The organism is Marinobacter xiaoshiensis (assembly GCF_031631795.1).
GTDB classification, from domain to species: Bacteria; Pseudomonadota; Gammaproteobacteria; order Pseudomonadales; family Oleiphilaceae; genus Marinobacter; species Marinobacter xiaoshiensis.
The window spans coordinates 171,840-197,580 of the sequence record NZ_JAVMBO010000003.1 but is presented as its reverse complement, the minus strand read 5'-3'; the positions used below and the strand labels follow the sequence as shown (position 1 = coordinate 197,580).

Annotated in this window: 24 protein-coding genes and 1 tRNA gene; 18 read left to right on the top strand and 7 right to left on the bottom strand. The window is 53.8% G+C overall.

Annotated features, from left to right (window positions below; genetic code table 11):
* Window positions 1-161 precede the first annotated feature (161 nt).
* From RKA07_RS00915 to RKA07_RS00905, 3 genes are all read right to left on the bottom strand, one after another.
* Entirely contained in the window at window positions 162-1,121 is a 960-nt protein-coding gene (locus tag RKA07_RS00915; RefSeq protein WP_200371913.1) for a hypothetical protein, read from the bottom strand.
* Between the two features lie 662 nt (window positions 1,122-1,783).
* A tRNA-Arg gene (locus RKA07_RS00910) sits at window positions 1,784-1,860 on the bottom strand.
* Window positions 1,861-1,960: 100 nt separating this feature from the next.
* Window positions 1,961-2,500 carry a YaeQ family protein gene (locus RKA07_RS00905; protein WP_310965314.1) on the bottom strand — a complete coding sequence of 180 codons (540 nt, stop codon included), beginning with the start codon at window positions 2,498-2,500 and terminating at the stop codon, window positions 1,961-1,963.
* A 75-nt stretch (window positions 2,501-2,575) separates the two neighbouring features.
* Here RKA07_RS00905 and RKA07_RS00900 point away from each other — a divergent pair, with 75 nt between their 5' ends.
* The 12 genes from RKA07_RS00900 (at window position 2,576) to RKA07_RS00845 (ending at window position 14,102) form a co-directional block, all read left to right on the top strand.
* Window positions 2,576-2,941, top strand: coding sequence for a CidA/LrgA family protein (locus RKA07_RS00900; RefSeq protein WP_310965313.1), 366 nt, complete (start codon window positions 2,576-2,578; stop codon window positions 2,939-2,941).
* Window positions 2,934-3,656, top strand: coding sequence for an LrgB family protein (locus tag RKA07_RS00895; RefSeq protein WP_310965312.1), 723 nt, complete (start codon window positions 2,934-2,936; stop codon window positions 3,654-3,656). The genes RKA07_RS00900 and RKA07_RS00895 overlap by 8 nt, the downstream gene beginning before the upstream one ends.
* A 167-nt stretch (window positions 3,657-3,823) precedes the next feature.
* Window positions 3,824-5,386, top strand: a complete 1,563-nt coding sequence (locus tag RKA07_RS00890; RefSeq protein WP_310965311.1) for an ABC transporter substrate-binding protein — start codon at window positions 3,824-3,826, stop codon at window positions 5,384-5,386.
* An 84-nt stretch (window positions 5,387-5,470) separates the two neighbouring features.
* Window positions 5,471-6,520, top strand: coding sequence for an ABC transporter permease (locus tag RKA07_RS00885; protein WP_200371623.1), 1,050 nt, complete (start codon window positions 5,471-5,473; stop codon window positions 6,518-6,520).
* Window positions 6,517-7,449, top strand: coding sequence for an ABC transporter permease (locus RKA07_RS00880; protein ID WP_298453087.1), 933 nt, complete (start codon window positions 6,517-6,519; stop codon window positions 7,447-7,449). The genes RKA07_RS00885 and RKA07_RS00880 overlap by 4 nt, the downstream gene beginning before the upstream one ends.
* A gap of 2 nt (window positions 7,450-7,451) precedes the next feature.
* The gene (locus tag RKA07_RS00875) at window positions 7,452-8,462 is read left to right on the top strand and encodes an ABC transporter ATP-binding protein (RefSeq protein WP_200371625.1); all 1,011 of its coding nucleotides are present in this window, start codon (window positions 7,452-7,454) and stop codon (window positions 8,460-8,462) included.
* On the top strand, window positions 8,459-9,469 hold the full coding sequence (locus RKA07_RS00870; protein ID WP_200371629.1) for an ABC transporter ATP-binding protein: 1,011 nt from the start codon (window positions 8,459-8,461) through the stop codon (window positions 9,467-9,469). The genes RKA07_RS00875 and RKA07_RS00870 overlap by 4 nt, the downstream gene beginning before the upstream one ends.
* A gap of 108 nt (window positions 9,470-9,577) precedes the next feature.
* Window positions 9,578-10,492 (top strand): LysR family transcriptional regulator, encoded by a 915-nt coding sequence (locus RKA07_RS00865; RefSeq protein WP_200203192.1) that lies wholly within the window; start codon window positions 9,578-9,580, stop codon window positions 10,490-10,492.
* Window positions 10,485-11,777, top strand: coding sequence for a Xaa-Pro dipeptidase (gene pepQ / locus RKA07_RS00860; protein WP_310965310.1), 1,293 nt, complete (start codon window positions 10,485-10,487; stop codon window positions 11,775-11,777). The genes RKA07_RS00865 and pepQ overlap by 8 nt, the downstream gene beginning before the upstream one ends.
* A 98-nt stretch (window positions 11,778-11,875) precedes the next feature.
* Entirely contained in the window at window positions 11,876-12,082 is a 207-nt protein-coding gene (locus RKA07_RS00855; protein ID WP_200203197.1) for a bacterioferritin-associated ferredoxin, read from the top strand.
* Window positions 12,083-12,264: 182 nt separating this feature from the next.
* The gene (gene bfr, locus RKA07_RS00850) at window positions 12,265-12,741 is read left to right on the top strand and encodes a bacterioferritin (RefSeq protein WP_200203199.1); all 477 of its coding nucleotides are present in this window, start codon (window positions 12,265-12,267) and stop codon (window positions 12,739-12,741) included.
* Window positions 12,742-12,749: 8 nt separating this feature from the next.
* Window positions 12,750-14,102 carry a phosphohexomutase domain-containing protein gene (locus RKA07_RS00845; protein WP_200203201.1) on the top strand — a complete coding sequence of 451 codons (1,353 nt, stop codon included), beginning with the start codon at window positions 12,750-12,752 and terminating at the stop codon, window positions 14,100-14,102.
* An 82-nt stretch (window positions 14,103-14,184) separates the two neighbouring features.
* Here the strand turns inward: RKA07_RS00845 and RKA07_RS00840 are convergent, their stop codons facing one another.
* Complete coding sequence (locus tag RKA07_RS00840; protein ID WP_200371634.1) at window positions 14,185-15,309, bottom strand: phospholipase A; 1,125 nt, start codon at window positions 15,307-15,309, stop codon at window positions 14,185-14,187.
* 13 nt (window positions 15,310-15,322) lie between these two features.
* Window positions 15,323-15,661, bottom strand: a complete 339-nt coding sequence (locus RKA07_RS00835) for a hypothetical protein (protein ID WP_200203206.1) — start codon at window positions 15,659-15,661, stop codon at window positions 15,323-15,325.
* A gap of 199 nt (window positions 15,662-15,860) precedes the next feature.
* Here RKA07_RS00835 and RKA07_RS00830 point away from each other — a divergent pair, with 199 nt between their 5' ends.
* Window positions 15,861-16,274: a c-type cytochrome gene (locus RKA07_RS00830; protein ID WP_200203208.1), complete on the top strand. Its 414-nt coding sequence runs from the start codon at window positions 15,861-15,863 to the stop codon at window positions 16,272-16,274.
* Between the two features lie 50 nt (window positions 16,275-16,324).
* On the opposite strand, the gene rep is transcribed toward RKA07_RS00830, so the two are convergent.
* Window positions 16,325-18,343, bottom strand: coding sequence for a DNA helicase Rep (gene rep / locus RKA07_RS00825; protein ID WP_200203210.1), 2,019 nt, complete (start codon window positions 18,341-18,343; stop codon window positions 16,325-16,327).
* Between the two features lie 149 nt (window positions 18,344-18,492).
* Between rep and RKA07_RS00820 the strand changes: the two genes are divergently transcribed.
* From RKA07_RS00820 to rmf, 4 genes are all read left to right on the top strand, one after another.
* Window positions 18,493-20,229 (top strand): putative bifunctional diguanylate cyclase/phosphodiesterase, encoded by a 1,737-nt coding sequence (locus RKA07_RS00820; RefSeq protein ID WP_310965309.1) that lies wholly within the window; start codon window positions 18,493-18,495, stop codon window positions 20,227-20,229.
* Window positions 20,230-20,276: 47 nt separating this feature from the next.
* Window positions 20,277-22,634 carry a Tex family protein gene (locus RKA07_RS00815; RefSeq protein ID WP_200371640.1) on the top strand — a complete coding sequence of 786 codons (2,358 nt, stop codon included), beginning with the start codon at window positions 20,277-20,279 and terminating at the stop codon, window positions 22,632-22,634.
* 68 nt (window positions 22,635-22,702) lie between these two features.
* Window positions 22,703-24,256 carry a glutamate--cysteine ligase gene (gene gshA, locus RKA07_RS00810; protein WP_200371642.1) on the top strand — a complete coding sequence of 518 codons (1,554 nt, stop codon included), beginning with the start codon at window positions 22,703-22,705 and terminating at the stop codon, window positions 24,254-24,256.
* 143 nt (window positions 24,257-24,399) lie between these two features.
* Entirely contained in the window at window positions 24,400-24,618 is a 219-nt protein-coding gene (gene rmf / locus RKA07_RS00805; protein ID WP_200203218.1) for a ribosome modulation factor, read from the top strand.
* Window positions 24,619-24,656: 38 nt separating this feature from the next.
* Here rmf and RKA07_RS00800 read toward each other — a convergent pair whose 3' ends face one another.
* A complete protein-coding gene (locus RKA07_RS00800; RefSeq protein ID WP_413785011.1) occupies window positions 24,657-25,118 on the bottom strand; it encodes a flagellar basal body-associated FliL family protein in 462 nt (153 codons plus the stop codon).
* A 96-nt stretch (window positions 25,119-25,214) separates the two neighbouring features.
* Between RKA07_RS00800 and RKA07_RS00795 the strand changes: the two genes are divergently transcribed.
* Window positions 25,215-25,721: a disulfide bond formation protein B gene (locus tag RKA07_RS00795; RefSeq protein ID WP_200203222.1), complete on the top strand. Its 507-nt coding sequence runs from the start codon at window positions 25,215-25,217 to the stop codon at window positions 25,719-25,721.
* The last annotated feature ends 20 nt before the right edge of the window (window positions 25,722-25,741 follow it).

The window sequence follows — 25,741 nt, the reverse complement described above, 5'->3', positions numbered from 1 at the left end:
AAGAATAAAAGCTATTTTTTATTTTGCAAGTAATGCTACTAGAGACCGGTGCTCCGGCGGCGCCTGAAGTGTTCATCAATGAAGACGCCAGTTACGACTGTAAGACTTGGTGGTTATAAGTCTCGCCCTTATTTACATATTTATTGACCTTCGAATGTTAATTATTCGCTACGTGTAAGCTTGAGTCCAAGTAGAGAGATCAATAAGAACGGCCATCCCAATTTAACGATATTGCCAACTAGCTGATCCACCCATGTAAATCTGGTGGAATCCTTCAAAGACTTGAGTTCATTTTCCAGTTCCTCCAACTGATCCCGTAGCTGATTTTGGATCTCAAGTATCTGGTTCCTTTCACTACGTAACCTCTCATTCGAGCCGGAGTCGATAAGCACCTCATAGAGTTCATCGATTGTGTACCGATTAATGCCCAGAACGAATGAGACAGCGATGGGTATGTTCAGGTGTTCTTTCGCATTTTTAAAGTCATTTAACGACTCAACAACTAATAATCGATCCCATGCCGGGTGCTGGGCATAGCCCTCAAAGCGTTTGCATTCATTGGCTGCAAAAACATCGGGATGTCGATTGAGCATTAAAGAATCCTTCCCTTTATCCAAACCTGTCGGAGCCTCCAAACCTATCGGTGAAAACAGTATTTGACTCGCGATATCGCAGTGTACCTCCTGAATTTCTTCAGCATTCGCCTGAGCGCCAACAGCGCCTTTTTGAACGGCTGCAAGTACGGCGGCTTCGTTGGTTCTGACCGCCTCTTGAAGTCGTTCATGGCGATTGATTCGTTCTTCTAAAATAGAGTGTTTTGCTTCATTACCGGCAATTACGATTCTCGTTTGACGAATGTCACTCAAGAGATCCAGCTGCTGACGATCTGGGGTCTCATATATGAACACTAGGGCCACAGCAAGAGCGCCTACAGAATAGTAAATACGATCAACAGAGGTCTTTTGGAGAGCAGCCGTGCTCTGGGAATACCCTGACGAGAGAACAACAACAGCCACAGCATGTGTCACGACAGCGATGTTCGAGCTTAGTAAAGATGCGAAGACCGCTGCTATAAGGAGGAAAAAGGCTAAAACCGCGCCGACCTTGCCGTACTCATTCATATAGTTAGCCTTCACATTCTCGGTCTCAAAGGCCGTTTTCTTATGTGCTGGCTCAAACGCGATTTTGGGGCCAGCTGGGAATTATCAGGTCGGCGTTCGGTATTCGAGTTACCCGCGAATACTCGACACCTTCTACAGTTAAGGTAGTCCTTATTACGAGGGGCTTCCAGAATAGATATGTAGTGGTGTCCAGAAAAGTCGCACTAGATCGCCCATAAACAGTTGAAGATCGAAAAGCGATTCGAGTAATCGTAGGTTTCGTTGAGTACCTGTGGAGTGGAGTCTGAAAACCTGCCAGGATTTATCTACAGAGAAACACTTTGCCTGTGATTTGGACCATGGCATCAGACGGTAGGTATGCTAGGGCTATGGGTTCACGGCGATTTTCAATCCTAAGATGGGGTATTGGGAGAGCTAAAAGTATTTTGTAATTGATGTTGAACTGGCTTCAGTAAATGGCGTTTACCGCGCACTTTGCGGTGAGAGCTACAACTCTCCAAGGTCCCCTTTCTGTGCCCAAAAGGCAGTTTCTGGAGTCAGGGCAGGGGTCATAATTTTAGTGGTAAGAAAAGGTGGCTTGAAATCTTAGGCACACCACGGGCACCATTTGGGCACAGCCAAATAAAAAGGCCCCACGCTTTCACGTAAGGCCTTGAAAAATATGGCGCGCCCGACAGGATTTGAACCTGTGACCCCTGCCTTCGGAGGGCAGTACTCTATCCAGCTGAGCTACGGGCGCATTCGAATGCGACGGCTGTGCGTCAATTTCGAGAGCGCAATCTTACGTGTGCAGGCCTACGCTGTCCAGCCCTTGGTGCGATTGCCGGGGTTGCTTTTCGTCACGGGAATAGCGGGGCCGGGGTAATGTTTGCCAGTGCGTCCTCATTACTGAACGACACCTCGCCATCCTGAATCGTTACCTGATAATTCATGTTTCGTTCCGCCAGTTTGGCGAGCGAATCCGTGGATTCACTGGGCAGTTCGATAATCGTGAGGTTTTTGAAGCGACTCAGCTTGGAGTGGTGCTTTTCCAGCCAAAGGGGCACGGCGCGGCCGCCGTAAGCGTAAAGGATAACCTGCCGCGCGCGGTTGCAGGCTTTGCGCAGGCGGCTTTCGTCGGGCAGGCCCAGTTCAATCCACAGTTCAATCTCATCGCTCAGGCTTTTTTGCCACAGCTCCGGTTCGTCGTCTGTGCTGAGGCCTTTGGTAAACTCCAGATTGTCGTTGGCGTTCAGGGCAAAGGCCAGCAGGCGAATCATCATGCGCTCGTCATTCTCCGACGGGTGCTGCGCTATGGTGAGTTGATGGTCCGCATAATAGTGCCTGTCCATGTCGGCAATATTGAGCGTGGCTTTTAAAATGGTTGCTTTGAGCGCCATGGCGGTCCTGCATTGGTATCAAGGTGTTGGTTTACGTTAGTGTAATGCAATTCCTTGGGCGGTGAGCATGACGGCATGTCGATGTTGCGCGGTTTTCTGATTCTGGTTGTATTTTTTCTGTTTGGTGAGGCCTTGCGAGCGCTGTTTCTATTACCGGTCAGCGGTGGCGTTCTGGGCATGATTCTTATGACGTTGTCATTGATGCTGCGGGGCAGGGTGAGTGACGACTTGGCGTCAGCCAGTCAGGCGTTGATCTCAGTGTTGGTGTTACTGATTATGCCGGGGGTGGTTGGGGTGTTCTTTCTGGCCTCGCAGTTTTCCGGGCAGTGGCTGGCCGTTTCTGTCGCATTGCTGCTGGGAACCTTCCTGAGTGTTCTTACTACGCTTCTGGTCATGAAAACCGTGTTGCGCCAGTCGCTGCGGAGGCGGTCAAATGACTGAGTTTGCCAGCCGCTTTCTGGCTATTCCCGATGTGTTGTCCAGCAGCCCAATGTTTGCGGTCGGGCTTACCCTGGTGGCATTTTTTGCCGGCAACTGGCTCTTTGCACGCCTTGGCAAGCCGTTATGGATGCCGCCGGTGTTGCTTTCTGCCGTTATGTTATCGGCGGTGATTGCGATTTTATCCATAGACTATGTTCGTTATCAGGAAGGAGCGCACTGGATTACCCTGTTGCTTGGGCCAGCAACTGTGGCCCTGGGGATTCCCCTGTACCAGCAGATCCATCATATCCGGGCCATGTGGCTTCCGATTGTGGTCACGCTGCCGCTGGCGGCCACAATGGCGGCGGTGTATGCGGTGGTAATTGCCTGGGCAATGGGCGCTACGCCAGAGGTGTTGGCATCGCTTGCTCCCAAGTCTGTCACCGCCCCGATTGCCATAGGTATTACCGAGCAGTTGGGCGGTTCTGTACCGCTGATGATGGGCGGATTGCTAATCACCGGCGTGGTTGCCACCTTGTTTGTCGATCTGTTGGCGAGGTGGCTGCCGGTTGAGGATGAACGCATTCTCGGTTTTGCTCTGGGGCTCAATGGCCACGCGATAGGCACCGCCAGGGCGTTTGAAATCAGCCACACCGCCGGAGCTTTCTCCTCTCTTGGTATGGGCCTTACGGGCGTGTTCACTGCACTTATTTTGCCCCTGGTGTTCCGCATTTGAGCGCTCAAATGGCTTCCTGAATACGCCGTCATTCAGTTCGTGCATAGCGGTAAGTTGCAATTTCGATTGCCGTAAGTAGTTTCCGGGACTAGTTTCTATTACAGGCGTCCGGTGCGCCCGAGGTTCGGTGTGCCGTAAAAACTCGTAAAACAACGACGGAAAACGCAATGAAAAAATTACTTGCAGCATTTATTGGTACCATGGCGCTGGCAACTGCGCCTGTTGCTCTGTCTGCTGAGGCAACGAAAGAACTTAAAATGGCGTACGACGCCGATCCGGTCACTCTCGATATTCACGAGCAGCTCTCCGGTGGCATCCTGCAGTTGTCCCACATGTCTTTTGATCCGCTGGTGCGCTGGACCAAAGAGCTCGATTTTGAACCCCGTCTTGCTGAGAGTTGGGAGCGCGTGGATGACAAAACCATGCGATTCAAACTCCGTGAAGGCGTTAAGTTCCATTCCGGCAATGAACTCACCACCAAAGATGTGAAGTTCACTTACGACCGGCTGAAAGAAAGCCAGGACTTCAAAGCCATCTTCAAGCCCTTCAGTGGCATCAATATCATTGATGACTACACCTTTGAGCTGGTCACCAGCGAGCCTTTCCCGCTGCTGCTCAATACCGCCACCTACATTTTCCCGCTGGATAGCAAGTTCTATTCCGGTGAGACCGCTGATGGCAAAAAGAAAGATGCCATCCTGAAACACGGTAACTCCTATGCTTCCGACAACCTCTCTGGCACAGGCCCTTATGTGGTCAAGTCGCGCCAGCAGGGCGTGCGCATGGAGTTTGAGCGCTTTGCGAACTACTGGGATGAAGAATCTCCGGGCAACGTGAAGAAGATCGTTCTGACTCCGATCAAAGAGAACAACACCCGGGTATCCGCACTGCTGTCTGGCGGTGTCGACTTCATCGCGCCGGTGCCACCTACCGATCTTGATCGCATCAAGCGTGACAAAAACTCGGATCTGGTCACCATGAGCGGCACCCGCATTATCCTGTTCCACATGAACCAGGATCGTGTAGAAGCCTTCAAGAACCCGAAAGTTCGTCAGGCTATTGCTTACGCCATTAACCAGGAAGGCATTGCAGCCAAGATCATGAAAGGCTTTGCCACACCTGCGGCTCAGCTGTCGCCGGCTGGGTATCAGGGCTATAACGAATCCCTGAAACCCCGTTTTGACGTGAAAAAGGCTCAGCAGTTGATGAAAGAAGCGGGTTACGAGGACGGCTTCACCATCACCATGATGGCGCCGAACAACCGCTACGTGAACGATGACAAAATCGCTCAGGCAGCGGCTGCCATGCTGGCCCGCATCAACATCAAGGTGGATCTGAAAACTCTGCCCAAGGCCCAGTACTGGCCCGAGTACGATAATCGTGCTGGCGACATGATGCTGATTGGCTGGCATGCGGATACAGAAGATTCGGCCAACTTCTATGAGTTTCTGACCTTCTGTCCGGAAGCTGGCAGTGGTGCCGGGCAATACAACGCGGGTAACTACTGCAACCCGGAAATCGATGCGCTGGTTGCAAAAGCCAATGTTGAAACCGACATTGCCAAGCGCACAGCCATGCTGCAGGATGTTGAGCAGCGCCTTTACGACGATGCTGCGTTTATTCCGCTGCACTGGCAGGATCTGGCCTGGGCCAGCAAGAAGAACGTGAAGATTGAACCGATTCTGAACGTGATGAACTTCCCTTATCTGGGTGATCTGGTCGTCGAGTAACGGGGCAAACTGCCCCCTCTCTCCCGCCTTCCTTCAGGTAAAGGGAGAGAGGCTTTTTAAATACTCATCAGTGGTAATTCCTGCATGTTAGCGTTTTTGGTACAGCGCATATCCCAGGCCGTTCTGGTCATGTTCGTGATCAGCGTGATCGCCTTTGCCATCCAGGATGGTCTTGGTGACCCGCTTCAGGAAATGGTTGGTATGTCGGTCTCCATGGAGGAACGGGAAGCCCTGCGCGAGGAGCTGGGGCTGAATGATTCCATGGTGGTTCAGTACCTGCGTTTTGCAGGTAAAGCCATACAGGGGGATCTGGGCAATTCTTATTTTTACGGCAAACCAACCCTCACAGTAATAGCCGAGCACCTGCCGGCAACTCTGGAGTTGGTGATTGGTGCCAGCCTGATCATTATGCTGTTATCGGTACCCATCGGCGTTTATGCCGCCATCCGGCCGCAGGCCTGGTTGGCCAAGTTTTTCATGGGCGTGAGCACGGTTGGAATTTCCATTCCCGTGTTTCTTACCGCCATTGTTCTTATCCAGATATATTCCATTGGCATTACCGTTGAGTGGTTCCCCGCAGACACCGGTTGGGGCCAGTGGCTGAACGGTGCCCTGAGTACCGACGGCGGTATGCCATCTTACGGCCGTGGCGATGATCTGACGCATCTTTTTGGAACCTGGAATTCAGGCTTTTTCTCAGAGCTTGGGTTGATGCACCTGGTGCTGCCCTGCGTGTCTCTGGCGTCCATCATGCTACCGCTGTTTATCCGTCTGATTCGGGCGGAGATGATGGAGGTGCTGCAAAGCGATTACATTCGCTATGCTCGGGCCAAAGGCCTGAGTTCTGCCCGCATTAACTTCCTCCATGCACTCAAGAACACCATGCTGCCGGTTATCACCGTAGGCGGTGTGCAAGTGGGCGTGATGGTGGCTTACACAATTCTTACGGAAACAGTATTCCAGTGGCCTGGGGTCGGTTTGATGTTCCTGGAGGCCATTACCCGCAGCGATATTCCGCTAATTGTTGCCTACCTGATGGTAGTAGGGCTGATTTTCGTTATCACTAACACACTGGTGGATCTGGTTTACGGGCTGGTGAACCCCACGGTGAAACTGACAGGTAAGAAAGCATGACAACGGCGACCCTATCCCGCTGGAATCGCTTTCGCGAATCCTTCCTCTGGTACAGCTTCAAGCGCGACAAGGTGGCGATTGCCAGCTTTATCGTGCTGCTTCTGATGGTGTTTGCAGCTGTGTTCGCGCCTCTGTTCGCGCCAACGAATCCTTACGACCTGGCGCAGATCGATATCATGAACTCGGAACTGCCGCCGGTGGGTATGTCCGGGGCTGATCCGGCCTTCCCTCTGGGTACTGATGCCCAGGGCAGGGATATGCTCTCTACCATTCTTTACGGTACACGGGTGTCCTTGTTGATCGGCTTTGGCGCGGTGGTGCTGCAGGCGGTGCTGGGTATATTGTTCGGCCTGCTGGCGGGCTATATGGGCGGCAAAGTCGACTCTATCCTGATGCGGATTGCAGATGTTCAGCTTTCCTTCTCCACCCTGATGGTTGCCATCATTGTGGGCGCGGTGTTCAAGGCCAGTTTCGGCAACCTGATGTTTGGTGAAATCGCCATTTACATGCTGATTTTTATTATCGGTGTAGCTGAATGGCCGCAAATTGCCCGAACCGTTCGGGCGTCTGTGCTGGCGGAGAAAAAGAAAGAGTACGTGGATGCGGCCAAGGTGATGGGCTTTCGCACCAACCGCATCATGTTCCGTCATATTCTGCCCAACACGCTGTCGCCAATTTTTGTTATCGCAACGGTGCAGATTGCTAACGCGATTATTTCTGAAGCGGCTTTGTCGTTCCTGGGTTTGGGTATGCCTGAAACCCAGCCGTCGTTGGGTTCTCTGATCAAATCCGGCTTTGATTACATTCAAAGCGGTTCCTGGTGGATAACTCTGATTCCCGGCCTGGTGCTGGTCGTGCTCGTGCTGGTCATCAACCTCTTGGGTGACTGGTTGCGGGATGTTATGAACCCACGGCTGTACAAGGGCTAGATATGAAAAACGACACACCACTGTTGGAAGTAAAGAATCTGGATGTTCGCTTTGCCGTTCGTGGCGGCGATCTCACGGCCCTGCGGGGAATCAGTTTCAGCCTCGATAAAGGCGAGCGGCTAGGATTGGTAGGGGAGTCTGGTGCCGGTAAATCGGTTGCAGCCTTCTCGATCCTCAATCTGATTGCCCGCCCCGGTTATATTGCTGGCGGGCAGATTTTGCTGGAAGGCAAGGACTTGGCGGCCATGAGCGAGCGCGAGCTGCGCAAGATCCGTGGCAATCGCATTGCCATGATCTTCCAGGACCCCATGATGACGCTCAACCCGGTGCTGACCATTGGCACCCAGATGGTTGAAGCTATCAAGGCGCATCGCCGAATCAGCACCAAGGCAGCGCGGGATATAGCACTGGATAAGCTGCGCAAGGTGCAGATCCCCTCGCCGGAAAAGCGTCTCGACCAGTACCCTCACGAGTTATCGGGCGGTATGCGCCAGCGTGTGATCATTGCCATCGCCTTGCTGCTCGACCCGGAAATTATCGTGGCTGATGAGCCCACTACCGCACTGGATGTGACCATTCAGGCGGAAATCATGGCGCTGCTGCTGGATTTGTGTGAACAGGAAAATGTGGCGCTGATGCTGATTACCCACGATTTGGGCGTTGTCTCTCAGGTCACCCAGCGCATGCTGGTGATGTATTCCGGCCGCATTATCGAGCAAGGCCCCACCCGGGAAATCATCAACGATGCTCAGCACCCCTATACCCAAGGGCTGATCAATGCCTTGCCACAGATGGGTGAACCCGGCGCACGCTTGTTCCAGATTCCCGGCTCCATGCCATCTCTGAAAAATGTACCCACTGGCTGTCCTTTCCATCCACGCTGTGACTTTGCTACCGATCAGTGCCGCCAAGCCATGCCGGACTATGTGCGCTCCGGGAATGTGGATGTAGCGTGTTACGAGGTCAGCAACCTGATTGAGCAGGAGAAACGCATGCAGGAGGCCGGATCATGACCTCCCCGTTGGTAGAGATTCGTGGGCTGGAAAAGCGGTTTGATTTGTCTGGTAGCCTGCTTGAGCAGATTACCTTTAAAGGCGGCCGGTTCCAGCGCAAACAAGAAGCCGTTCATGCCATTAACGGTGTTGATCTGCAGGTACAGCGGGGCGAGGCACTGTGCGTTGTGGGCGAGTCTGGTTGCGGCAAGTCTACGGTTGCCCGCACTGTGATGGGGCTGTTATCACCCAGCGCGGGTGAAGTGCATTACGATGGTAAGCGCATTGACAACCTGAAAGGTCGGGACGTACTGCCGTACCGCCGTAAAATGCAGATGATCTTCCAGAACCCCTATGCCTCCCTGAATCCGCGTATGACTATTCAGCAAACGCTGGAGGAGCCGATTCAGTTCCATCGTCCCGAACTGTCCCGCGATGAGGTGCGCAGCAAAGTGCACGAGGTTATGGAGTCTGTGGGTATCGACCCGGATTGGGGTAGCCGGTTTGGCCACGAGTTCTCCGGTGGCCAGCGCCAGCGTATAGCTATTGCCCGCGCTCTGGCGGTAGACCCCGAGTTTATTGTGGCGGATGAGCCTATTTCGGCGTTGGACGTATCCATTCAGGCTCAGGTGTTGAACCTGCTGATGGAGGCGCAGGAAACCCGCAATCTGACGTATCTGTTCATTACCCACGATCTGGCTGTGGTAGAACACTTTGGTACCCGGGTGGCGGTGATGTATTTAGGGCGGGTGTGTGAACTGGCGGACACCAAAACCCTGTTTGCCGAGCCGCGCCACCCTTATACCCAGGCGCTGCTTTCGGCTATACCCAAGCTGGAAGACGACCGGCCTAACTACATTCGCCTGCAGGGTGAAGTACCAACGCCAGTGAACTTGCCATCTGGTTGTGTGTTCCATGGCCGATGCCCATATGCCAATGACCGTTGCCGCCAGCAAATCCCCCAACTGATTGCTACAGACAGTGGTACCCAGGTGGCATGCCATGCGGTAGAGGAAGGGCGACTGTAAGCGAGCAGGTTTTAAGAGTGCGGTAGCAATAGGCTATGATGCGCCGAGCGACATAGCCTTATTAAAATCCATCTACCGCACATCTACCTGTCATTCGCTGGGGAGCTCATGGAAATACGTTGGCTGGAAGACTTTATGGCACTGGCCCGTACCCGCCATTTTTCCCGCGCGGCTGAACTGCAGCATGTAAGCCAGCCCACCTTCAGTCGCCGCATAAAGCTGCTTGAAGAATCTATGGGGGCCACGCTGATTAACCGGCAAACTCTCCCCTTGTCGCTTACCCCCGCCGGAGAACGGTTTTTCGAGCTGTGCCAGCGGGTGACCCGGGATGTTCGGGACGTGCGGGCTCAGATTGCCAGTATGGAAGCAGAGGTATCTGCCCGTATCAGTGTTGGCTCAACCCAGGGACTGTTTTCTCATTTTTACCAGGGCTGGGCCAGTGAAGCTGGCGTTGCAGAACGGCTGCAACTCAACCTGAAAGCGACCAGCTGGATAGGGGAGCAGTTTCTGGATGCCCTGGATAACGGCGAATGCGATTTGGTGCTGTGTTACTGGCATCAGGATTTGCCATGGTGCGGCCGCCTGAGTCGCGGTGACTACGAGACCATCACGATCGCGAGTGAGCGGCTGGTGCCCATGAGCGTTGTGGCGGATAACGGTGAGCCCCGATTCCCATTACCGGGAGCAGCAGGCCAATCGGTGCCGCTGATTGCCTATCACTCCCGGGGCTTTTTGCAGTCTGCTATTGAGGCGCACCTGTCCCGTAGCAAGGAGTCTGTAAATCTTTTACCGCTCAATGAAAACACTCAGTCGGCAAGTATCAAGGCACTGGTGAAACAGGGCTATGGAATGGGCTGGCTGCCCGGCCGGATGACGGAAAAGAGCGAGCAGTTCGGTAGCCTGACCCGAGCTGGCGATGAACGCTGGGATGTGCCGCTGGAAATCCGCTTGATTCGATTGCGGGAGCCCCGTTCAGAAGACCTATTAACCCTCTGGAAAACACTGGAAGACCAACATGCCTGATACCGACTTGCTCTCTCTTCAGATTGATCACGTGGGCATTTTGCAGAGCCGCTACGAACAGGTTCTGGAGGATCACGGATACGACGGCCTGCTAATTAGCTCTGGTGCAGCGCCCATGTGTTATGGCGATGATCAGTCCTGGCACTTTCAGGGCTATGGACCTTTCCTGCACTGGACAGGGCTTGCTGGCTTTGAGCACGCCTGGCTGCTGATTCGCAAAGGCAAGAAACCACAGCTTTCATTACATCAACCCGTTGATTTCTGGCATGCCAGCCTGGAAGTCTCGCAGGAGCCGTGGCTGGAAAAGTTCGATCTACGCTTCAGTGAAAGCCCGTCGGCGCCTGAGCTGGAAGGAATAAGCCAGCTAGCAGTTATTGGTGATCCCGCTTTGCTTGCGGGCTTGCCCGGAGACGAAAACCCGGGCGCGCTGTGCAATGCGCTAGACGAAACCCGGGTGCACAAAACTGCCTACGAGATAGCCTGTCTTGCCCAGGCCAATAAACTGGCAATCGCAGGTCACCATGCAGCCCGCGATGCCTTTCTGGCGGGAGCTAGTGAATTTGAAATCAACCTGGCCTATCAGCGTGCGACTCAACAGCGCGAGGTAGATGCGCCCTATAACAGCATTATTGGTGTGAACGGGCATGCGGGCATCCTGCACTACCAGTATTACGACACGGCAGCACCGGCTAAATCCCGTAGCCTGCTGATTGATGCGGGCGTGCGTTATCGGGGCTATTGTTCTGATATAACGCGCACCACTGCAGGTGTGGGGGAAGGGCGATTTGCGGCACTTGTGCATGGGCTTGAGCAATTGCAGTTCCGGCTTTGCAAGATGGTAGCTCCGGGTGTTGATTACCTGGACATACACCGGAAAACCCACTTCGGCATTGCTGCACTATTGAGTGCCGCCGGGCTGGTGGAGGGTTTGAGCGATGAGGAACAGGTTTCAGAAGGCATAACCCGAGCCTTTTTCCCCCACGGAATTGGTCATTTCCTGGGCGTACAGGTGCACGATGTTGCTGGTAAGCCGGTAGCGCCGCCTGACGATGCGCCTTTTTTGCGCCTGACGCGCACGTTGGAGGCGGGCATGGTAGTAACCATTGAACCTGGTCTGTACTTCATTCCCTCCTTGCTGGCGCCGATACTTTCTGGGCCACTGGGGCATCACATTAACCGCTCCCTGCTTGATGAATTGCAGGGCTGTGGTGGCATACGCATAGAAGACAACGTGGTGGTGACCGAATCAGGTTATCGAAACCTTACCCGGGAGGTCGAAGCCTGAAACATCCTGTTGCACAAAATTAACACAACAAGCTTGCAATCTTTGATGCTAATGATAATAATTGTCATTAACTTTAGTGTTGATGGTGAGATTGCATTATGTACGTATGCCTATGCCACGGAGTGACAGACAGAGACATCCGCGCAGCCGCAGAAAATGGTGTTTCCTCCATGCGCCAGCTTGGTAAAGAGCTGGGCGTAGGCACCCAGTGCGGGCGCTGCGCCAGCATGGCGCGGGGCATACTGCGCGAAAGCCGCTCACCGGATTACCTGGCTCTTGCGAACATGTTGGCAAGCCCCGCCTGACACCTTGAGCGTTTATTTCCTTTCCGCAATTTTGTAATGCGCCCTAACGCGCTATCCTTGTCGGGTGACGAGAGAGTTATTCAAACAGAGCGTTGAGAGCTCACCGAACCCGAATCAACCAGCCAGGCAGACCTTTCGACAGTGAAAGGCGAAGTAGCCGGCTGAGATCAAGGAGTGCTGCAATGAAAGGCGACAAAAAAGTCATCCAGTATTTGAATAAAGTTCTTGCCAACGAACTGACGGCCATCAACCAGTATTTCCTGCACTCGCGCATGTACAAGGATTGGGGCATTACCAAGCTCGCTGCCAAGGAATACGAAGAGTCCATCGATGAGATGAAACACGCTGATCAGTTGATTGAGCGCATCCTGTTCCTGGAAGGCCTGCCCAACCTGCAAGATCTGAACAAGCTCATGATCGGCGAGAACGTTGAGGAGATGATTGCCTGTGACCTCAAAATCGAACACATCGCCCATGTTGATCTGAAAGAAGCCATTGCTTACTGCGAAGAAGTTCAGGATTACACCAGTCGTCAGTTGTTCCGCAGTATCCTCGATAGCGAAGAAGAGCACATTGACTGGCTGGAAACCCAGCTTGAGATGATCAACCAGATGGGCATTCAAAACTATATTCAACTTCAGTCTTCTGCTTCGGAGTAAATCAGACAATGGATTTGTCCTGTTTTAAAGCCTATGACCTGCGCGGCAGTGTGCCAGAGCAATTGAATCCTGCTCTGGCAGAGCGCATAGGGCGAGCCTACGTGGAAGTCACCGGCGCCAGGAAGGTCATTGTTGGATACGACATTCGCCTCTCAAGCCACGAAATCACCGAAGCCTTGAGCTCGGGCCTGATGGCGGCAGGTGCGGACGTATTTGATATCGGCTTGTGCGGCACGGAGCACGTGTACTTTGCTACCAACCATTATGGAATGGACGGTGGCATTATGGTTACCGCCAGCCACAACCCCAAAAATCACAACGGAATGAAAATGGTTGGGCCGGGATCCCGCCCTATCAGTTCTGATAATGGCCTGAACGACATTCGCGACAGGGTGCTCGAACCCTTCGGGGATGCACCGGTGCAAGGGCGATATGAGCCACTGGAAGTCACCAGTGCCTACATAGATCATCTTTTGGGATATGTGGATGCCGCAGCTCTGAAACCCATGAAAATTGTCGTCAACGCCGGCAACGGTGGTGCTGGGTTGGTGATCGACCAACTCGAAAAGCACTTGCCCTTCGAATTCATCAAGGTGCACCACCAGCCAGACGGCAACTTCCCTAACGGCGTTCCAAACCCCATCCTCGAAGAAAACCGCGCGGCTACAGCCGACGCAGTCATCGAGCATGGTGCCGCCATGGGTATCGCCTGGGACGGCGATTTCGACCGCTGCTTCTTCTTCGACGAAAACGGCCGTTTTATTGAGGGCTATTACATAGTCGGCCTGCTGGCAGATCAGTTCCTGCGCAAAACCGGCCCCGGCAAAGTCATCCACGACCCGAGGTTGATCTGGAACACCCAGGACCTGGTAGAAGCCGCCGGCGGCGAAGCCATTGAAAGCAAAACCGGCCACGCCTTCATCAAACAGCGCATGCGCGACGAAGATGCCGTATACGGCGGGGAAATGAGCGCCCACCACTACTTCCGAGACTTCGCCTACTGCGACAGCGGCATGATCCCCTGGCTACTGCTAGCCGAGCGCCTGTGCCAGTCCGGCAAGCCGTTCTCATCCCTCATTGACGCCCGAATCGAAGCCTACCCGGCCAGCGGCGAAATCAACCGCACCATCGATAACCCGCCCAAGGTAATCGCTGCGATTGAAGAAAAATACGGCGCCGACGCAAAAAGCGTTAGCTACGTAGACGGCCTGAGCGTTGAGTTCGACAACTGGCGCTTCAACCTGCGCATGTCCAACACCGAGCCCGTCGTTCGCTTGAACGTGGAATCCCGTGCTGACATACCGCTGATGAAGGCTAAAACTGAAGAGCTGCTTGCAGAAATGGAGCGGTTGAATAAATAAAGGCGAGGGGGGTAGTGGAAAGCTATTCCTGAGTTGGGGTCGGGGTGCCGGCACCCCGGCGAACTCCAAAACTAAAGAAAAATCATAGCCAATCGTTCAGCATAATCCCAAGCCCAAACCGCTCAATCCGGTGGTTGTAGTCAATCAGGCTCTCTCCATAGCCATTGTAATACTGGAAAAACCCCTTAATCGTATCCCCCAATGGGAAGCTGTAACCAAACTCCACCGACGTATGGTTATCTGAACGCAAATTGTTCATCAGTTGCAGCGAAAACGTCCGATCCTCCGCAAGCTTGTAAACCATATTGTAGGTCGCGTAGCCCAGATACTTCTCAATGTCTGCGTTATCATTCTCGCTGCTGCTCTCCGGAATCCGGTACCAGGGTTTTACCGCAAACAGCCAGCGATCGTAAGTAACGGCAGCACCCGCCACAATCCGGTTCCAGCTCCGCGACCGGGGCTCCGACTGGCCGTTGGACTGATGGTTGAGGCCAATCGTCAAACCGCTAAGCGTCACCCCGCCCATATTCCAGTTGGTCTGGTGCCGAAGAAAAATCTCAGGCTCGTAGTTGGTCTCACGAAAAGGTGCAGACTCATCCTGATTGTAGACCTGCCAGAAAGAGCGCTGGGTATACCCGAACCATAATGTGGTGCGCTTATCCAGCCAGCCTGTCAGCATTGGTACCTTGAAACTGATCTGATACTTGGCTTCCTCGTTCTCAAGCCCGTAATCATAACCAGTTGTACCCAGCCTGGGGCTTGTTGGTGTCGGGTTGGGATTATCGACCCAGGTGATCGGCATGATGTACGTGGGGCGATGACTGATGAAGCTGCCGGAGAACGAAAACAAAGCCCTCTCAGCGGTTAGAGACTGATCCACTATATTGGTCATCACCCCGCTGTCGGGATCATCCTCGTCAATGACCTCAGCTAATCGTTCCTGACTTTCCCTGTTCGGGGCCAGTGTGTCGGCTGCCTGCTCGGCTTTTTCAACAGCCTGCTCACTTGCCTGCGTACGGGCTGCCTTTGGGTCGTTAAAAGAGTCATAACAGGCCAAACGCTGAACGCCATCCTGAATCAGGGGGCATTCATCAGAAGAGGTAGCCTGTCGGTTCTCTGCGGGAGTGGGTTCCTGGGCAATCGCCACTGCTGGCCACAAAACCAAAAGTATGGCGGTCTTCAGAACCTGGTTGGGGCGTTTGTACATCCTTCTAATCTCTCTATGCTGCATTGAGGCTGAGCCATGTGCTGGCGATACCGTAAACCCAGACACCCAGCAGGGTAAGGGCGAGTAAGAAGAAAACAATTTTATGCCGGAACTGGTTCGCGGCGCTCACTGCCACTACCCAGCGCAGGTACATAAGGCCAATAAAGCTGATGAAAACACCGAGGCTTGCAAGAGCGGGTATCAGCAGCCACGCCGGATTGATACTATGGCCGGTGTCTGTCTGACTCGAGAACCAGCCCATAGATATCAGCAGCACTGCCAAGGCGCTGAACTCTGTAATCAGCAGCGCTTTGCGCAGGGGATGTGGGGAGGGTTTCTCCGGGTTATTCATGGGTCGGATCCTGGAAGTTCTGAGTAAGCTGCGACATGGTAACCGGATGGCCCGAAAGAGTCTCCACGCTTACGAAATGGCAATAAAAATGGTGGAAATCAATTTATGATTTTGCTATTCGGTTTTTTTGCCGGGATTCAGTCGCTATAATGCGGCAACCAAAAGATTATAACGCTCAAATGCGAGGTGCATTGTGAAGATGAAGAGAGTCCTGGCTGTCGTACTGCTTGGTTTCGGCATTACTGCCGGTGCCGTCATGGCAAGTGTTGATGATGAAATCCGCGCGCGCATTCAGCCGGTTGGCGAAGTGTGTCTGCAGGGTGAAGAGTGTGGCGAAGCCGCAGCCGCTACCCAAACGGCCAGTGCTGGACCTCGCTCAGGCAGCGAAGTTTATAACGCCGTATGCATGGCCTGCCATACCACAGGTGCAGCAGGTGCGCCGGTCATTGGTGATTCTGCAGCCTGGGCGCCGCGTATAGCTCAAGGCATGGAAACACTGTTCAACCACTCTCTTAACGGCTTCAATGCCATGCCCGCCAAAGGCGGCTGTGCAAGCTGCGCTGATGAGGAAATCACGGCTGCTGTGGAACACATGGTGGCAGAGAGCCAGTAATTCCTGCGCTCACACCCTAAAAAACCCCGCGTCTGCGGGGTTTTTGCATTTTATAGCCCCAAATCACCAAGCAGGGCGCTCAGGGTTGCCTTGCCTTTTTTCTGGTTGGCTTCAACATCCAGATCTCCCGTACCCTCCCAGCGCACGTCGTCCGGGGGAAGTTCATCCAGAAACCGGCTGGGAATAGTCTCGATCTTTTCGCCGTACTGCCTGCGTTGGGCGGCGTATGTCAGGGTCAGGGTTTCTTTTGCGCGGGTAATGCCCACGTACATCAGGCGTCGCTCTTCTTCTACGTTGCCTTCTTCAATGCTGGAACGGTGGGGCAGGATTTCTTCTTCCAGCCCCAGAATAAACACATGGGGAAACTCCAGCCCCTTGGAGGCGTGGAGTGTTAGCAGTTGCACCTTGTCGCTGTCATCCTCTTCTTCCCGCTGCTCCATCATATCGCGCAGAATCAGTTTGGTGATGGCATCCTCTATGCCCAACTCATCGGCGGTGCCTTTGCCGTCCTCCAGCATGCGCTGGATTGACTCCACCAGATACCAGATGTTCTCCATGCGGCGCTCCGCCTGTTTGGGCGTGCCGGAGTGCTGATGCAGCCATTCCTCGTACTCGATATCCGTGAATAGCTGCTTGATCACGGGCACCGGGTTTTCGCTGTGCAGGCGCTCGCAGGTGACATCCACCCAGTGAGCAAACCGGCGCAGGCGATCCAGGCCTTTCTCGGTTACGTGGGATTCCGCGCCCATGTCACCCAGGGATTTAAACAGACTGACGTTGCGCGCACGGGCATAGTGGCTGAGCTGTTCAAGGGTGCGCGGGCCGATTTCACGTCGTGGTACGTTTACTACGCGGAGGAATGCAGCATCATCATCCGGATTGATCAGCAGACGCAAATAAGACATGGCGTCTTTGATCTCGTTTTTCGAGAAAAACGATTGCCCCCCCGAGATGTGATAGGGAATCTGGTAGGCCTGTAGTTTCATTTCCAACAGACGAGCCTGATGGTTGCCCCGATAAAGCACTGCAAAATCCTTGAACGCCAGACCCTTTTTCAGCTTCTGGTCGAGAATTTCTGTGGCCACCCTTTCAGTTTCTGCGTCTTCATTCCGGCACCGCACAATACGGATTTCGTCGCCGATGGTGTGGTCGCTCCAAAGGGCTTTTTCGAATACGTGTGGGTTGTTGGCGATAACCGTGTTGGCGGCCCGCAGAATGCGCGATGTAGAACGATAGTTCTGCTCAAGCTTTACAATCTTCAGGCTCGGAAAGTCTTCTTTAAGTTGAGCCAGGTTTTCTGGTCGCGCCCCTCGCCAGGCGTATATCGACTGGTCATCATCACCAACAACAGTAAATGCTGCACGCTCGGCAACCAGCATTCTCACCAGCTCGTACTGGCAAATGTTCGTGTCCTGGTATTCGTCCACCAGCATGTAACGTATTTTCTTGCGCCACTTCGCCAGGATTTCCGGGCTGTTTCGGAAGAGTTGCACTGGCAAAAGAATCAGATCGTCAAAATCAACCGCGTTGTATGCCTTCAGGTACTCGTTATAATGCTTGTACACGATGGCAATGCGCTGCTCCCGCTCATCTGCAGCTTTGCTGTAGGCTTCAGCTGGCCCGCGTAAGGCGTTTTTCCAGGACGATATGGTCATCTGCACTTCGTTAAGCTCGTCGCCTGCATCGGCGCTGGCTTCCCGAAGCATCAGATCCCGTATCAGGGCTTTGGCATCTTCTGCATCGAAAATGGAAAAACCGGGGTGGTAGCCCAGGTGAGCATGCTCCTCCCGGATCATGTTCAGACCGAGGTTGTGGAAGGTGGATACAATCAGCCCGCGGGCCAGTTTGCGGTCGACGATCCGGCCTACCCGCTCTTTCATCTCGCGAGCTGCCTTGTTGGTGAAGGTGACAGCGGCAATGTGGCGCCCCGGAATGCCAAGGTGCTCTATCAGGTAGGCGATTTTGCGGGTGATTACGCTGGTCTTCCCGCTGCCTGCACCAGCCAGCACCAGCAGAGGGCCATCGGTGTAGCGGACTGCTTCATTTTGTCGCGGGTTGAGTTTGTTCACGAATACATTGCCAGAATGGTTTGAGACGGGGGTGTTCTCTCACTAGGACATTAGTCTACACCAGCCAGACTTTCTGTACCTTGTCGATCTATCAGCTATTCTTTTTAACAGAACAGGATTGTTGTTCACGCACCCATGGACTCTGCTTAATGACCTTGCCACTGGAAACTGTCGAACATGACCAGCTTCGTCTTCTGGTCTTGACGCCGGATTATACCGATTTTCTCTGGCTCAATGCGCTGCTGGCGGATGAACCGGAGATCCACGCGGATTCAACCTGGTGTCCGGAGCTTATGGATTGCGACGATCTTATTCGCAATGCAAAGTTCGATGTTCTCGTTTGGGACTGTGCGTTCCACGGTGGCTCAGAAATCGCATTTTTGCAGTACCTGGCTGTTGCCAGCGGCGACAGACCCATACTGGCAATGGGTGCGGAAACATCCCGTGAGCGCGCGGCAAGCATGATGTCCAGTGGGGCATCCGATTATTTGAGTCGTCAGGAACTTGATTCCTGGAATTTTCGCCGCGCAGTAAAATGCCTCTGGTATCGGGAACAGTTGGCAAACTCCGCCCACAGCCTGCTGGGTCGAGGGGTAGCAAGTGGGTTCATTAACCGGGATTTGTTCTTTGACAGGCTGCAGCAAGCGCTACACAGGGCTCAGCGAGGGAACTATCGGCTGGCGCTTTTGCATCTTAATATCGATGATTTCCGCAGTATTAATGAGTCCTTTGGCTACCAGAAAAGTGATCAGCTGATGATCAAAGTGGCCGCCAAGGTTCGACAGGCATTGCGCCGTGTGGATTCCCTGATGCGCATTGGTGGTGACGAACTGGCCATTATTGTTGAGAAACTGGAAGATACCCTGGATATCACCCAGATTATTCGCAAGATTGTGCAGGTGCTGGATGAGCCAATATCGATAGATAGCCAGAGTGTGGTTGTCAGTGCCAGCCTGGGTGTGGCGACCTATCCGGAGTCCGGAGATAGCCCTGAAAATCTCATGCGCCGGGCAAACCGGGCAATGTTCGAGGCCAAGCGTGACCCGGGCAGCAGTTATCGTTTCTACGACCGGCAGTTACACATTTCAGCCGGCTACCAGCTCAGGTTGGAAGCAGACCTTCGTAATGCGCTCCGGGGTAATGAACTGGAGCTGTATTATCAGCCAAGAATCGATCTGGCCACTAATGAGGTGCGCGGCGTTGAGTGCCTGTTGCGCTGGAATCACCCGGAGCGAGGGCTGGTGGGGCCAGATGAATTTATACCTGTTGCCGAACGCAGTGGGTTGATCGTTCCGATTGGCTATTGGGTGATTGAACAGGCCTGCAAACGCTTGCAGGAGTCTGCAGAAATCGGTTATCCAGGGCTGGTGTTTGCGGTGAATCTTTCATTCCGCCAGTTCCATGACCGCAAGATGACGGAAACCATATTCCGCATTATCTTCAATGCCAACGTGGATACCAGTTTGCTGGAGTTGGAATTGACCGAAAGCGCCATGATGCACGACCCGGAGTACGCGCAACGCTGCCTGCGGGAGCTTAACCAGCTGGGCGTCAGTTTTGCGCTGGACGATTTTGGCACTGGCTACTCCTCTCTCAGCAACCTTCAGCACCTGCCAATCTCGCTGGTGAAAATCGATAAATCATTTGTGCAGGCGCTCGGTAAATCTGCTGATGCCGAGCACATTATCCGCGCGATTATCAGCCTGGCTCATAGCCTCCAGATCAGTGTGGTGGCTGAAGGTGTCGAGACAGAAGGCCAGCTTGAGTTTCTGCGCCAGCAGCACTGTGATGAAATTCAGGGATACTATTATGCCCGCCCCATGCCCTGGGCTGACCTTGTGCAATTCCTGAACAAGCGTGGCGAGTCCGCTTGCCTGCAACTGTAAGCCGCTGTACCTTTGCTGCTTTATCAGAAACGCATCACAGAGGTTGCATGAACAGTATCTCCAGGCGCATAGCTGACGAACTCGGCGTACGCGAGCAACAGGTTAATGCCACCGTCGCCCTGCTGGACGAAGGTTCCACCGTTCCGTTTATTGCCCGCTACCGTAAAGAGGTGACGGGTTCTCTGGATGACAGCCAGTTGCGGTCGCTTGAAGAGCGCCTGCGCTATCTCCGGGAACTGGAAGACCGCCGCAGCACCATCCTCAAGAGCATTGAAGAACAGGGCAAGCTGACCGACGAACTGCGCAGTAGCATTGAAAGTGCGGATGCAAAGAACCGGCTGGAAGACCTGTACCTTCCTTACAAGCCAAAACGCCGTACCAAGGCTCAGATTGCCCGGGAGGCAGGCCTTGAACCTCTGGCCGACGCCCTTTACGGCGATCCCACCCTTGAGCCGGAAGCAACCGCTGAAGGCTATATCAATGCTGATGCCGGTGTTGCAGACACCAAAGCCGCGCTCGATGGCGCCCGCTTTATCCTGATGGAGCGCTTCGCCGAAGATGCAGAACTTTTGGGTGAACTGCGTGACCTCATCTGGAATCAAGGCCAGTTAAAGGTCACCGTGATTGAGGGTAAGGAGAACGAAGGTGCCAAGTTCCGTGATTACTTCGATCATGTAGAGCCTTTGAAAAAGGTGCCTTCACACCGGGCGCTGGCCATACTTCGTGGTCGCAACGAAGGCGTTCTCACCTATAACCTGGTTGTAGGCGATGTGGAGGATGACCGTCGCCAGCCGCATCCAGCGGAGCAGCGGATTGCCGCGCGCTGGAATATCCGCGATAACGGCCGCGCTGCCGATAAATGGCTGTCAGACGTTGTGCGCTGGACCTGGCGGGTAAAGCTGTCCACACAAATCGAGACAGATCTCATGACCCAGGTACGTGAAGCGGCTGAAACCGAAGCCATCAACGTATTTGCTGCCAACCTGAAAGATTTGCTGTTGCTGGCGCCTGCTGGGCCCCGTCCGACCCTTGGCCTGGACCCCGGGTTACGCACCGGCGTTAAGGTCGCCATCATTGATGGTACTGGCCAGGTGGCAGGGCATGGGGCTATCTTCCCCCATGCGCCCAAGAACCAGTGGGACAGCTCCATTGAGAAACTCGCGGCCTGGTGTCGTGAATACAAAATTGAGTTGGTGGCCATCGGTAATGGCACAGCCTCCCGTGAAACCGAAAAGCTGGTGGCTGATCTCAGCAAGCGCTATCCGGAGCTCAAGCTGGCGCGAATAGTTGTAAGTGAGTCCGGTGCTTCTATTTATTCCGCTTCAGAGTTTGCCTCCAAAGAACTGCCTGACCTGGATGTGACCATCCGTGGTGCTGTTTCCATCGCCAGACGGTTGCAGGACCCACTGGCCGAGCTGGTAAAAATTGAACCCAAGTCCATTGGTGTTGGTCAGTATCAGCACGACGTATCCCAGGTTCAGCTTTCCCGTAGCCTGGATGCCGTTGTTGAAGATTGCGTTAACGGTGTTGGTGTTGATTTGAATACGGCCTCTACGCCTTTGTTGGCGCGAGTGTCAGGACTGAATCAGACCATTGCGCAGAACATCATCGAATACCGCAACCAGAACGGCATGTTCCGCAACCGCAAGCAGCTGCTGAAAGTACCCCGCCTTGGCGCACGCACGTTCGAGCAGGCCGCAGGCTTTCTGCGTATTGCCAGCGGTGAGAACCCGCTGGACCGCTCATCTGTGCACCCGGAAGCATACGGGGTGGTTGAGCGCATCGCGGCAAAGAACAATCGGAAAGTTGAGAATATTGTTGGGGATTCCGCGTTTCTGCGTGGTCTGAATCCCCAGGATTACGTAACAGATCAGTTCGGTGTGCCGACCATTCGGGATATTCTCTCCGAGCTTGAAAAGCCTGGTCGCGATCCGCGCCCCGAATTCCGTTCCGCAAGCTTTGAAGAAGGCGTGGAAACACTGGGTGATCTCGTGCCAGGCATGATTCTGGAAGGTTCTGTTACCAACGTGACCAATTTTGGGGCGTTTGTAGACATTGGCGTCCATCAGGACGGGCTGGTGCATATATCGGCACTTTCCCATACCTTTATCAAAGACCCCCGGGAAGTCGTCAAAGCCGGGGACATTGTTAAGGTCAAAGTGATGGAAGTGGATATCCCCCGTAAACGGATCGCCCTGTCCATGCGGATGGACGACCAGCCAGGTGAAAAGGCAGATTCGAAACGCTCGGCTTCGGGCAAGTCCGCTGATAATCGTGGCGGTCAGTCGGCAGGTCGTTCTGCGCCGCAGGGTCAGAATAAAAATGCAGGTTCGGGTGCCGGGCAGAGTGCCATGGGAGGCGCACTGGCCCAGGCATTTGCATCGGCTCGCAAAGACAAGCGTTAAGCCGTTTCAACTATTTCCAACAGCCGGCACCGCCCACAAGGCACAGCCGGTTGCAGCAGGAGTCAATCATGGCCGAATCCCGCCACTCTGTATTCCGCCAGTTCGCAGCCAGCGACTGGAACGGATTTCTGAAAGGGGTAGAGAAAGAAGGTTTGCGCGTTGACCGCAACGGTTTCATTGCACAAACACCACATCCGGAGGCCCTGGGCTCTGCGCTAACGCATCCGAGCATTACAACGGACTATTCCGAAGCCTTGCTGGAACTTATAACGCCTGTGTGCAGCAGCACGTCCGAGATGATGGAGTCTCTTCGCAATACCCATCGGTTCGTACAACAGAACCTGGGCGATGAGGTTTTTTGGCCGGCCAGCATGCCTTGCGAGCTAAATGGCGACGCCAGTATCCCTATTGCGGAATATGGCTCGTCCAATACCGGCCGGATGAAGCATGTATATCGTCAGGGGTTGGCAGTGCGGTACGGGCGCATGATGCAAAGCATCGCCGGCACCCACTACAACCTCTCGTTACCTGACAGCTTTATGGAAATCTGGCAGCGCGCGCTGGGTGACCAGCAAAGCATGAAAGACTTCAAGTCTGATCAGTATTTTTGGCTGATTCGCAATTTTCGCCGTAGAAGCTGGATGCTGATGCTTTTGTTCGGTGCCTCGCCGGCCCTGGATGCGAGTTTTGTAGACGGAGTCCGTCATGACCTGACCCGGCTGGGTGAGCGGAGCTGGTTTGGCGAAAATGCCACCTCCCTGCGCATGAGCGATCTGGGATACCACAACAACGCCCAGTCGTCGTTGAATATCTGTTTCAACAAGCTCAGCACCTATACCCAGACATTGGATAGAGCCATTCACACCAATTGGCCGGCTTATGAGGCGATTGGTACTCAGCGTGATGGCGAGTTTATTCAAATCAACACCAGCATTTTGCAGATTGAGAATGAGTACTACAGTGCGGTGCGCCCCAAGCGTACTGCCCGAAGTGGAGAGAAGCCGATTCACGCGCTGGAATCCCGTGGTGTGGAATACATCGAGGTGCGCTGTCTGGATCTCGACCCATTCTCTCCAGTAGGGGTCAGTGAGGCTCAGGTCGACTTCCTTGATCTCTTCCTGCTGGACTGTCTGCTATCCGAGTCGCCGCGTATCGGTGATGAGGAGTGCATCATGTTGGATGACAACTACAAAGATGTTGTCGCTAAAGGGCGAGATCATGCGCTAACGCTTTGTCAGGCTGGCAAGCGTACGCCTATTGGTGATGCTGCAACGGCAATACTGGATGGCCTTGAGCCGTTGGCAGAAATACTGGACGGCTGGAGTGGCGGAGAGGTTTACCGCAAGGCTCTTTCAGCCCAGAGAGGTGTTCTGTCGGGTGATGGCCAGGTGCCGTCTGCCAGGGTTGTTGATGCGATGCAGGCGTCTGGGCTTGGCCACCGGGACTGGACAATGGAGATGGCGCTCAAACACCAGAATACACTTCGCAAGGAAGGCATGGACGCTGCTGTAAATGCTTCATTTATTGCCGCGGCCAAGGACTCGCTGGCGCAGCAACAACAGATTGAAGCGTCAGACACCATGGCGTTCAGTGATTTTCTGGAGCAGTATCTGCGCTCCTGACCGGAATAGGCTATTGTTTTGAATCAGGCGGATTTTACAGAATTGTAAAATCCGCGGGCCTGCTTCACAGAAGGTGTGCAAATGTTTGTCACTTTCTGACGCTGGTGCTAAATTCATTAGCATTGGCTTAAGGGAGAATTGGCATGGCAAGGGATATAAAGCTCGGCTGGGATGTTGAGGCGCTGAACAAAGCCTATCGTCAGGGGTATATGGCAGCGTCCATGGGAATGGATAAAACCCGTTGCCCCTATCGTGGCGAAGTTGTTGTAGCCGCCTGGGAGTCTGGTTGGGAGGATGCCGGTGAGGTTATCCAGGAAGAAAACGCCAACGTGGATAGTGGCCTGTATTCCCGGATTGCCTGAAGCGCACTGGTCCCGTGCCAGTTCGCGCTTTACTTTTACTATTTCTGTACAACAAATTCCGTAAACAGCACGCCGGTAATAGCCTCACCGGTTTGCTGCTCTTCCAGTACCCCGTTTATTCTTGATTTAGCTTCTTCCCGTAGTGCCTGCTGGCCGTCCATGGTGGTCAGCTTATCCGTATCTGTCTGTTCACCAAAAAGCATCACAAGCTCATGCCGAAGCCGTGGCATGTGCGCTTCTACTGCGGGTCGAGTTGTCTGCTGAGAGGCCCTGAGGCTTACCGCTGCCTTCAGATAGGTCAGCTTGCCACCCGGGCTGCCAACGTGGGTTACAAACGGTGGATCCATGGCAATATAATCGGTGATACCCGCTTTGTCTGTGGCGTCCCCTTCTCCATTGGCAGCTTCTTCAGCTGAGGCTGTAGAACATACTGAAAACAGTAGGAAGATACTGAGTAGAACGAATTTTGGCTGAGGTGTCATAGGCTTGCAGTTCGTTATGGTTTAGGGTTTAGTGACAAAATCAGCAGCGTTTCCGCCGGATAATCCGAGAATAGCAGGCCGGACAACGTATTTGTGTAAAACTGAGGAAACTTTGTGAAAGTAAGAGCAATCTTTGCACTCGTTTTTATTGTCTGCGCCGGGTTGTTGGGTGTGGCGTTTTATATGGAGCACGTAATGGGGCTTGAGCCCTGTCCTTTGTGTTGGCTCCAGCGCTTTGGCTTTATGGGTGTGGGTCTGGTGAGCTTGCTGGCGGCGTTACATGGCCCCGGAGAAGTGGGGGTGCGTGTATACGGCTTGCTGTTGGCAGTAACGGCAGGTGCCGGGTTGGGCGTGGCGGGTCGACAGTTGTGGCTGCAGAACTTGCCTGCTGATCAGGTGCCTGCCTGTGGTCCCTCTGTGGACTATATGCTTGAGGTGCTGCCGTTTATGGAAGTCTTGTCTACGGCTCTCAAAGGCACAGGAGACTGCGCCGCCGTGGTTTGGCGCTTCCTTGGTTTGAGCATTCCGGGATGGAGCGCTGTGTTTTTCGTCCTGTTGGTGATTATGGGTCTGACGATGCTCTTTCACCGGGGTCGCGTGAAAAACTGGCTGGTGGGCTGAAACGGTTGCGAGCGGCAGCC

Excerpts from the sequence above, each read along its gene's own strand:
- RKA07_RS00835 (WP_200203206.1), bottom strand. The coding sequence starts at position 15,661 with ATGAATAACCCGGAGAAACCCTCCCCACATCCCCTGCGCAAAGCGCTG.
- RKA07_RS00890 (WP_310965311.1), top strand. The coding sequence starts at position 3,824 with ATGAAAAAATTACTTGCAGCATTTATTGGTACCATGGCGCTGGCAACT.
- RKA07_RS00855 (WP_200203197.1), top strand. The coding sequence starts at position 11,876 with ATGTACGTATGCCTATGCCACGGAGTGACAGACAGAGACATCCGCGCA.
- RKA07_RS00875 (WP_200371625.1), top strand. The coding sequence starts at position 7,452 with ATGAAAAACGACACACCACTGTTGGAAGTAAAGAATCTGGATGTTCGC.
- RKA07_RS00840 (WP_200371634.1), bottom strand. The coding sequence starts at position 15,309 with ATGTACAAACGCCCCAACCAGGTTCTGAAGACCGCCATACTTTTGGTT.
- rmf (WP_200203218.1), top strand. The coding sequence starts at position 24,400 with ATGGCAAGGGATATAAAGCTCGGCTGGGATGTTGAGGCGCTGAACAAA.
- RKA07_RS00845 (WP_200203201.1), top strand. The coding sequence starts at position 12,750 with ATGGATTTGTCCTGTTTTAAAGCCTATGACCTGCGCGGCAGTGTGCCA.
- RKA07_RS00895 (WP_310965312.1), top strand. The coding sequence starts at position 2,934 with ATGACTGAGTTTGCCAGCCGCTTTCTGGCTATTCCCGATGTGTTGTCC.
- RKA07_RS00885 (WP_200371623.1), top strand. The coding sequence starts at position 5,471 with ATGTTAGCGTTTTTGGTACAGCGCATATCCCAGGCCGTTCTGGTCATG.
- RKA07_RS00820 (WP_310965309.1), top strand. The coding sequence starts at position 18,493 with ATGACCTTGCCACTGGAAACTGTCGAACATGACCAGCTTCGTCTTCTG.
- RKA07_RS00915 (WP_200371913.1), bottom strand. The coding sequence starts at position 1,121 with ATGAATGAGTACGGCAAGGTCGGCGCGGTTTTAGCCTTTTTCCTCCTT.
- RKA07_RS00865 (WP_200203192.1), top strand. The coding sequence starts at position 9,578 with ATGGAAATACGTTGGCTGGAAGACTTTATGGCACTGGCCCGTACCCGC.
- RKA07_RS00880 (WP_298453087.1), top strand. The coding sequence starts at position 6,517 with ATGACAACGGCGACCCTATCCCGCTGGAATCGCTTTCGCGAATCCTTC.
- RKA07_RS00830 (WP_200203208.1), top strand. The coding sequence starts at position 15,861 with ATGAAGAGAGTCCTGGCTGTCGTACTGCTTGGTTTCGGCATTACTGCC.
- gshA (WP_200371642.1), top strand. The coding sequence starts at position 22,703 with ATGGCCGAATCCCGCCACTCTGTATTCCGCCAGTTCGCAGCCAGCGAC.
- RKA07_RS00870 (WP_200371629.1), top strand. The coding sequence starts at position 8,459 with ATGACCTCCCCGTTGGTAGAGATTCGTGGGCTGGAAAAGCGGTTTGAT.
- bfr (WP_200203199.1), top strand. The coding sequence starts at position 12,265 with ATGAAAGGCGACAAAAAAGTCATCCAGTATTTGAATAAAGTTCTTGCC.
- RKA07_RS00905 (WP_310965314.1), bottom strand. The coding sequence starts at position 2,500 with ATGGCGCTCAAAGCAACCATTTTAAAAGCCACGCTCAATATTGCCGAC.
- RKA07_RS00815 (WP_200371640.1), top strand. The coding sequence starts at position 20,277 with ATGAACAGTATCTCCAGGCGCATAGCTGACGAACTCGGCGTACGCGAG.
- pepQ (WP_310965310.1), top strand. The coding sequence starts at position 10,485 with ATGCCTGATACCGACTTGCTCTCTCTTCAGATTGATCACGTGGGCATT.
- RKA07_RS00900 (WP_310965313.1), top strand. The coding sequence starts at position 2,576 with ATGTCGATGTTGCGCGGTTTTCTGATTCTGGTTGTATTTTTTCTGTTT.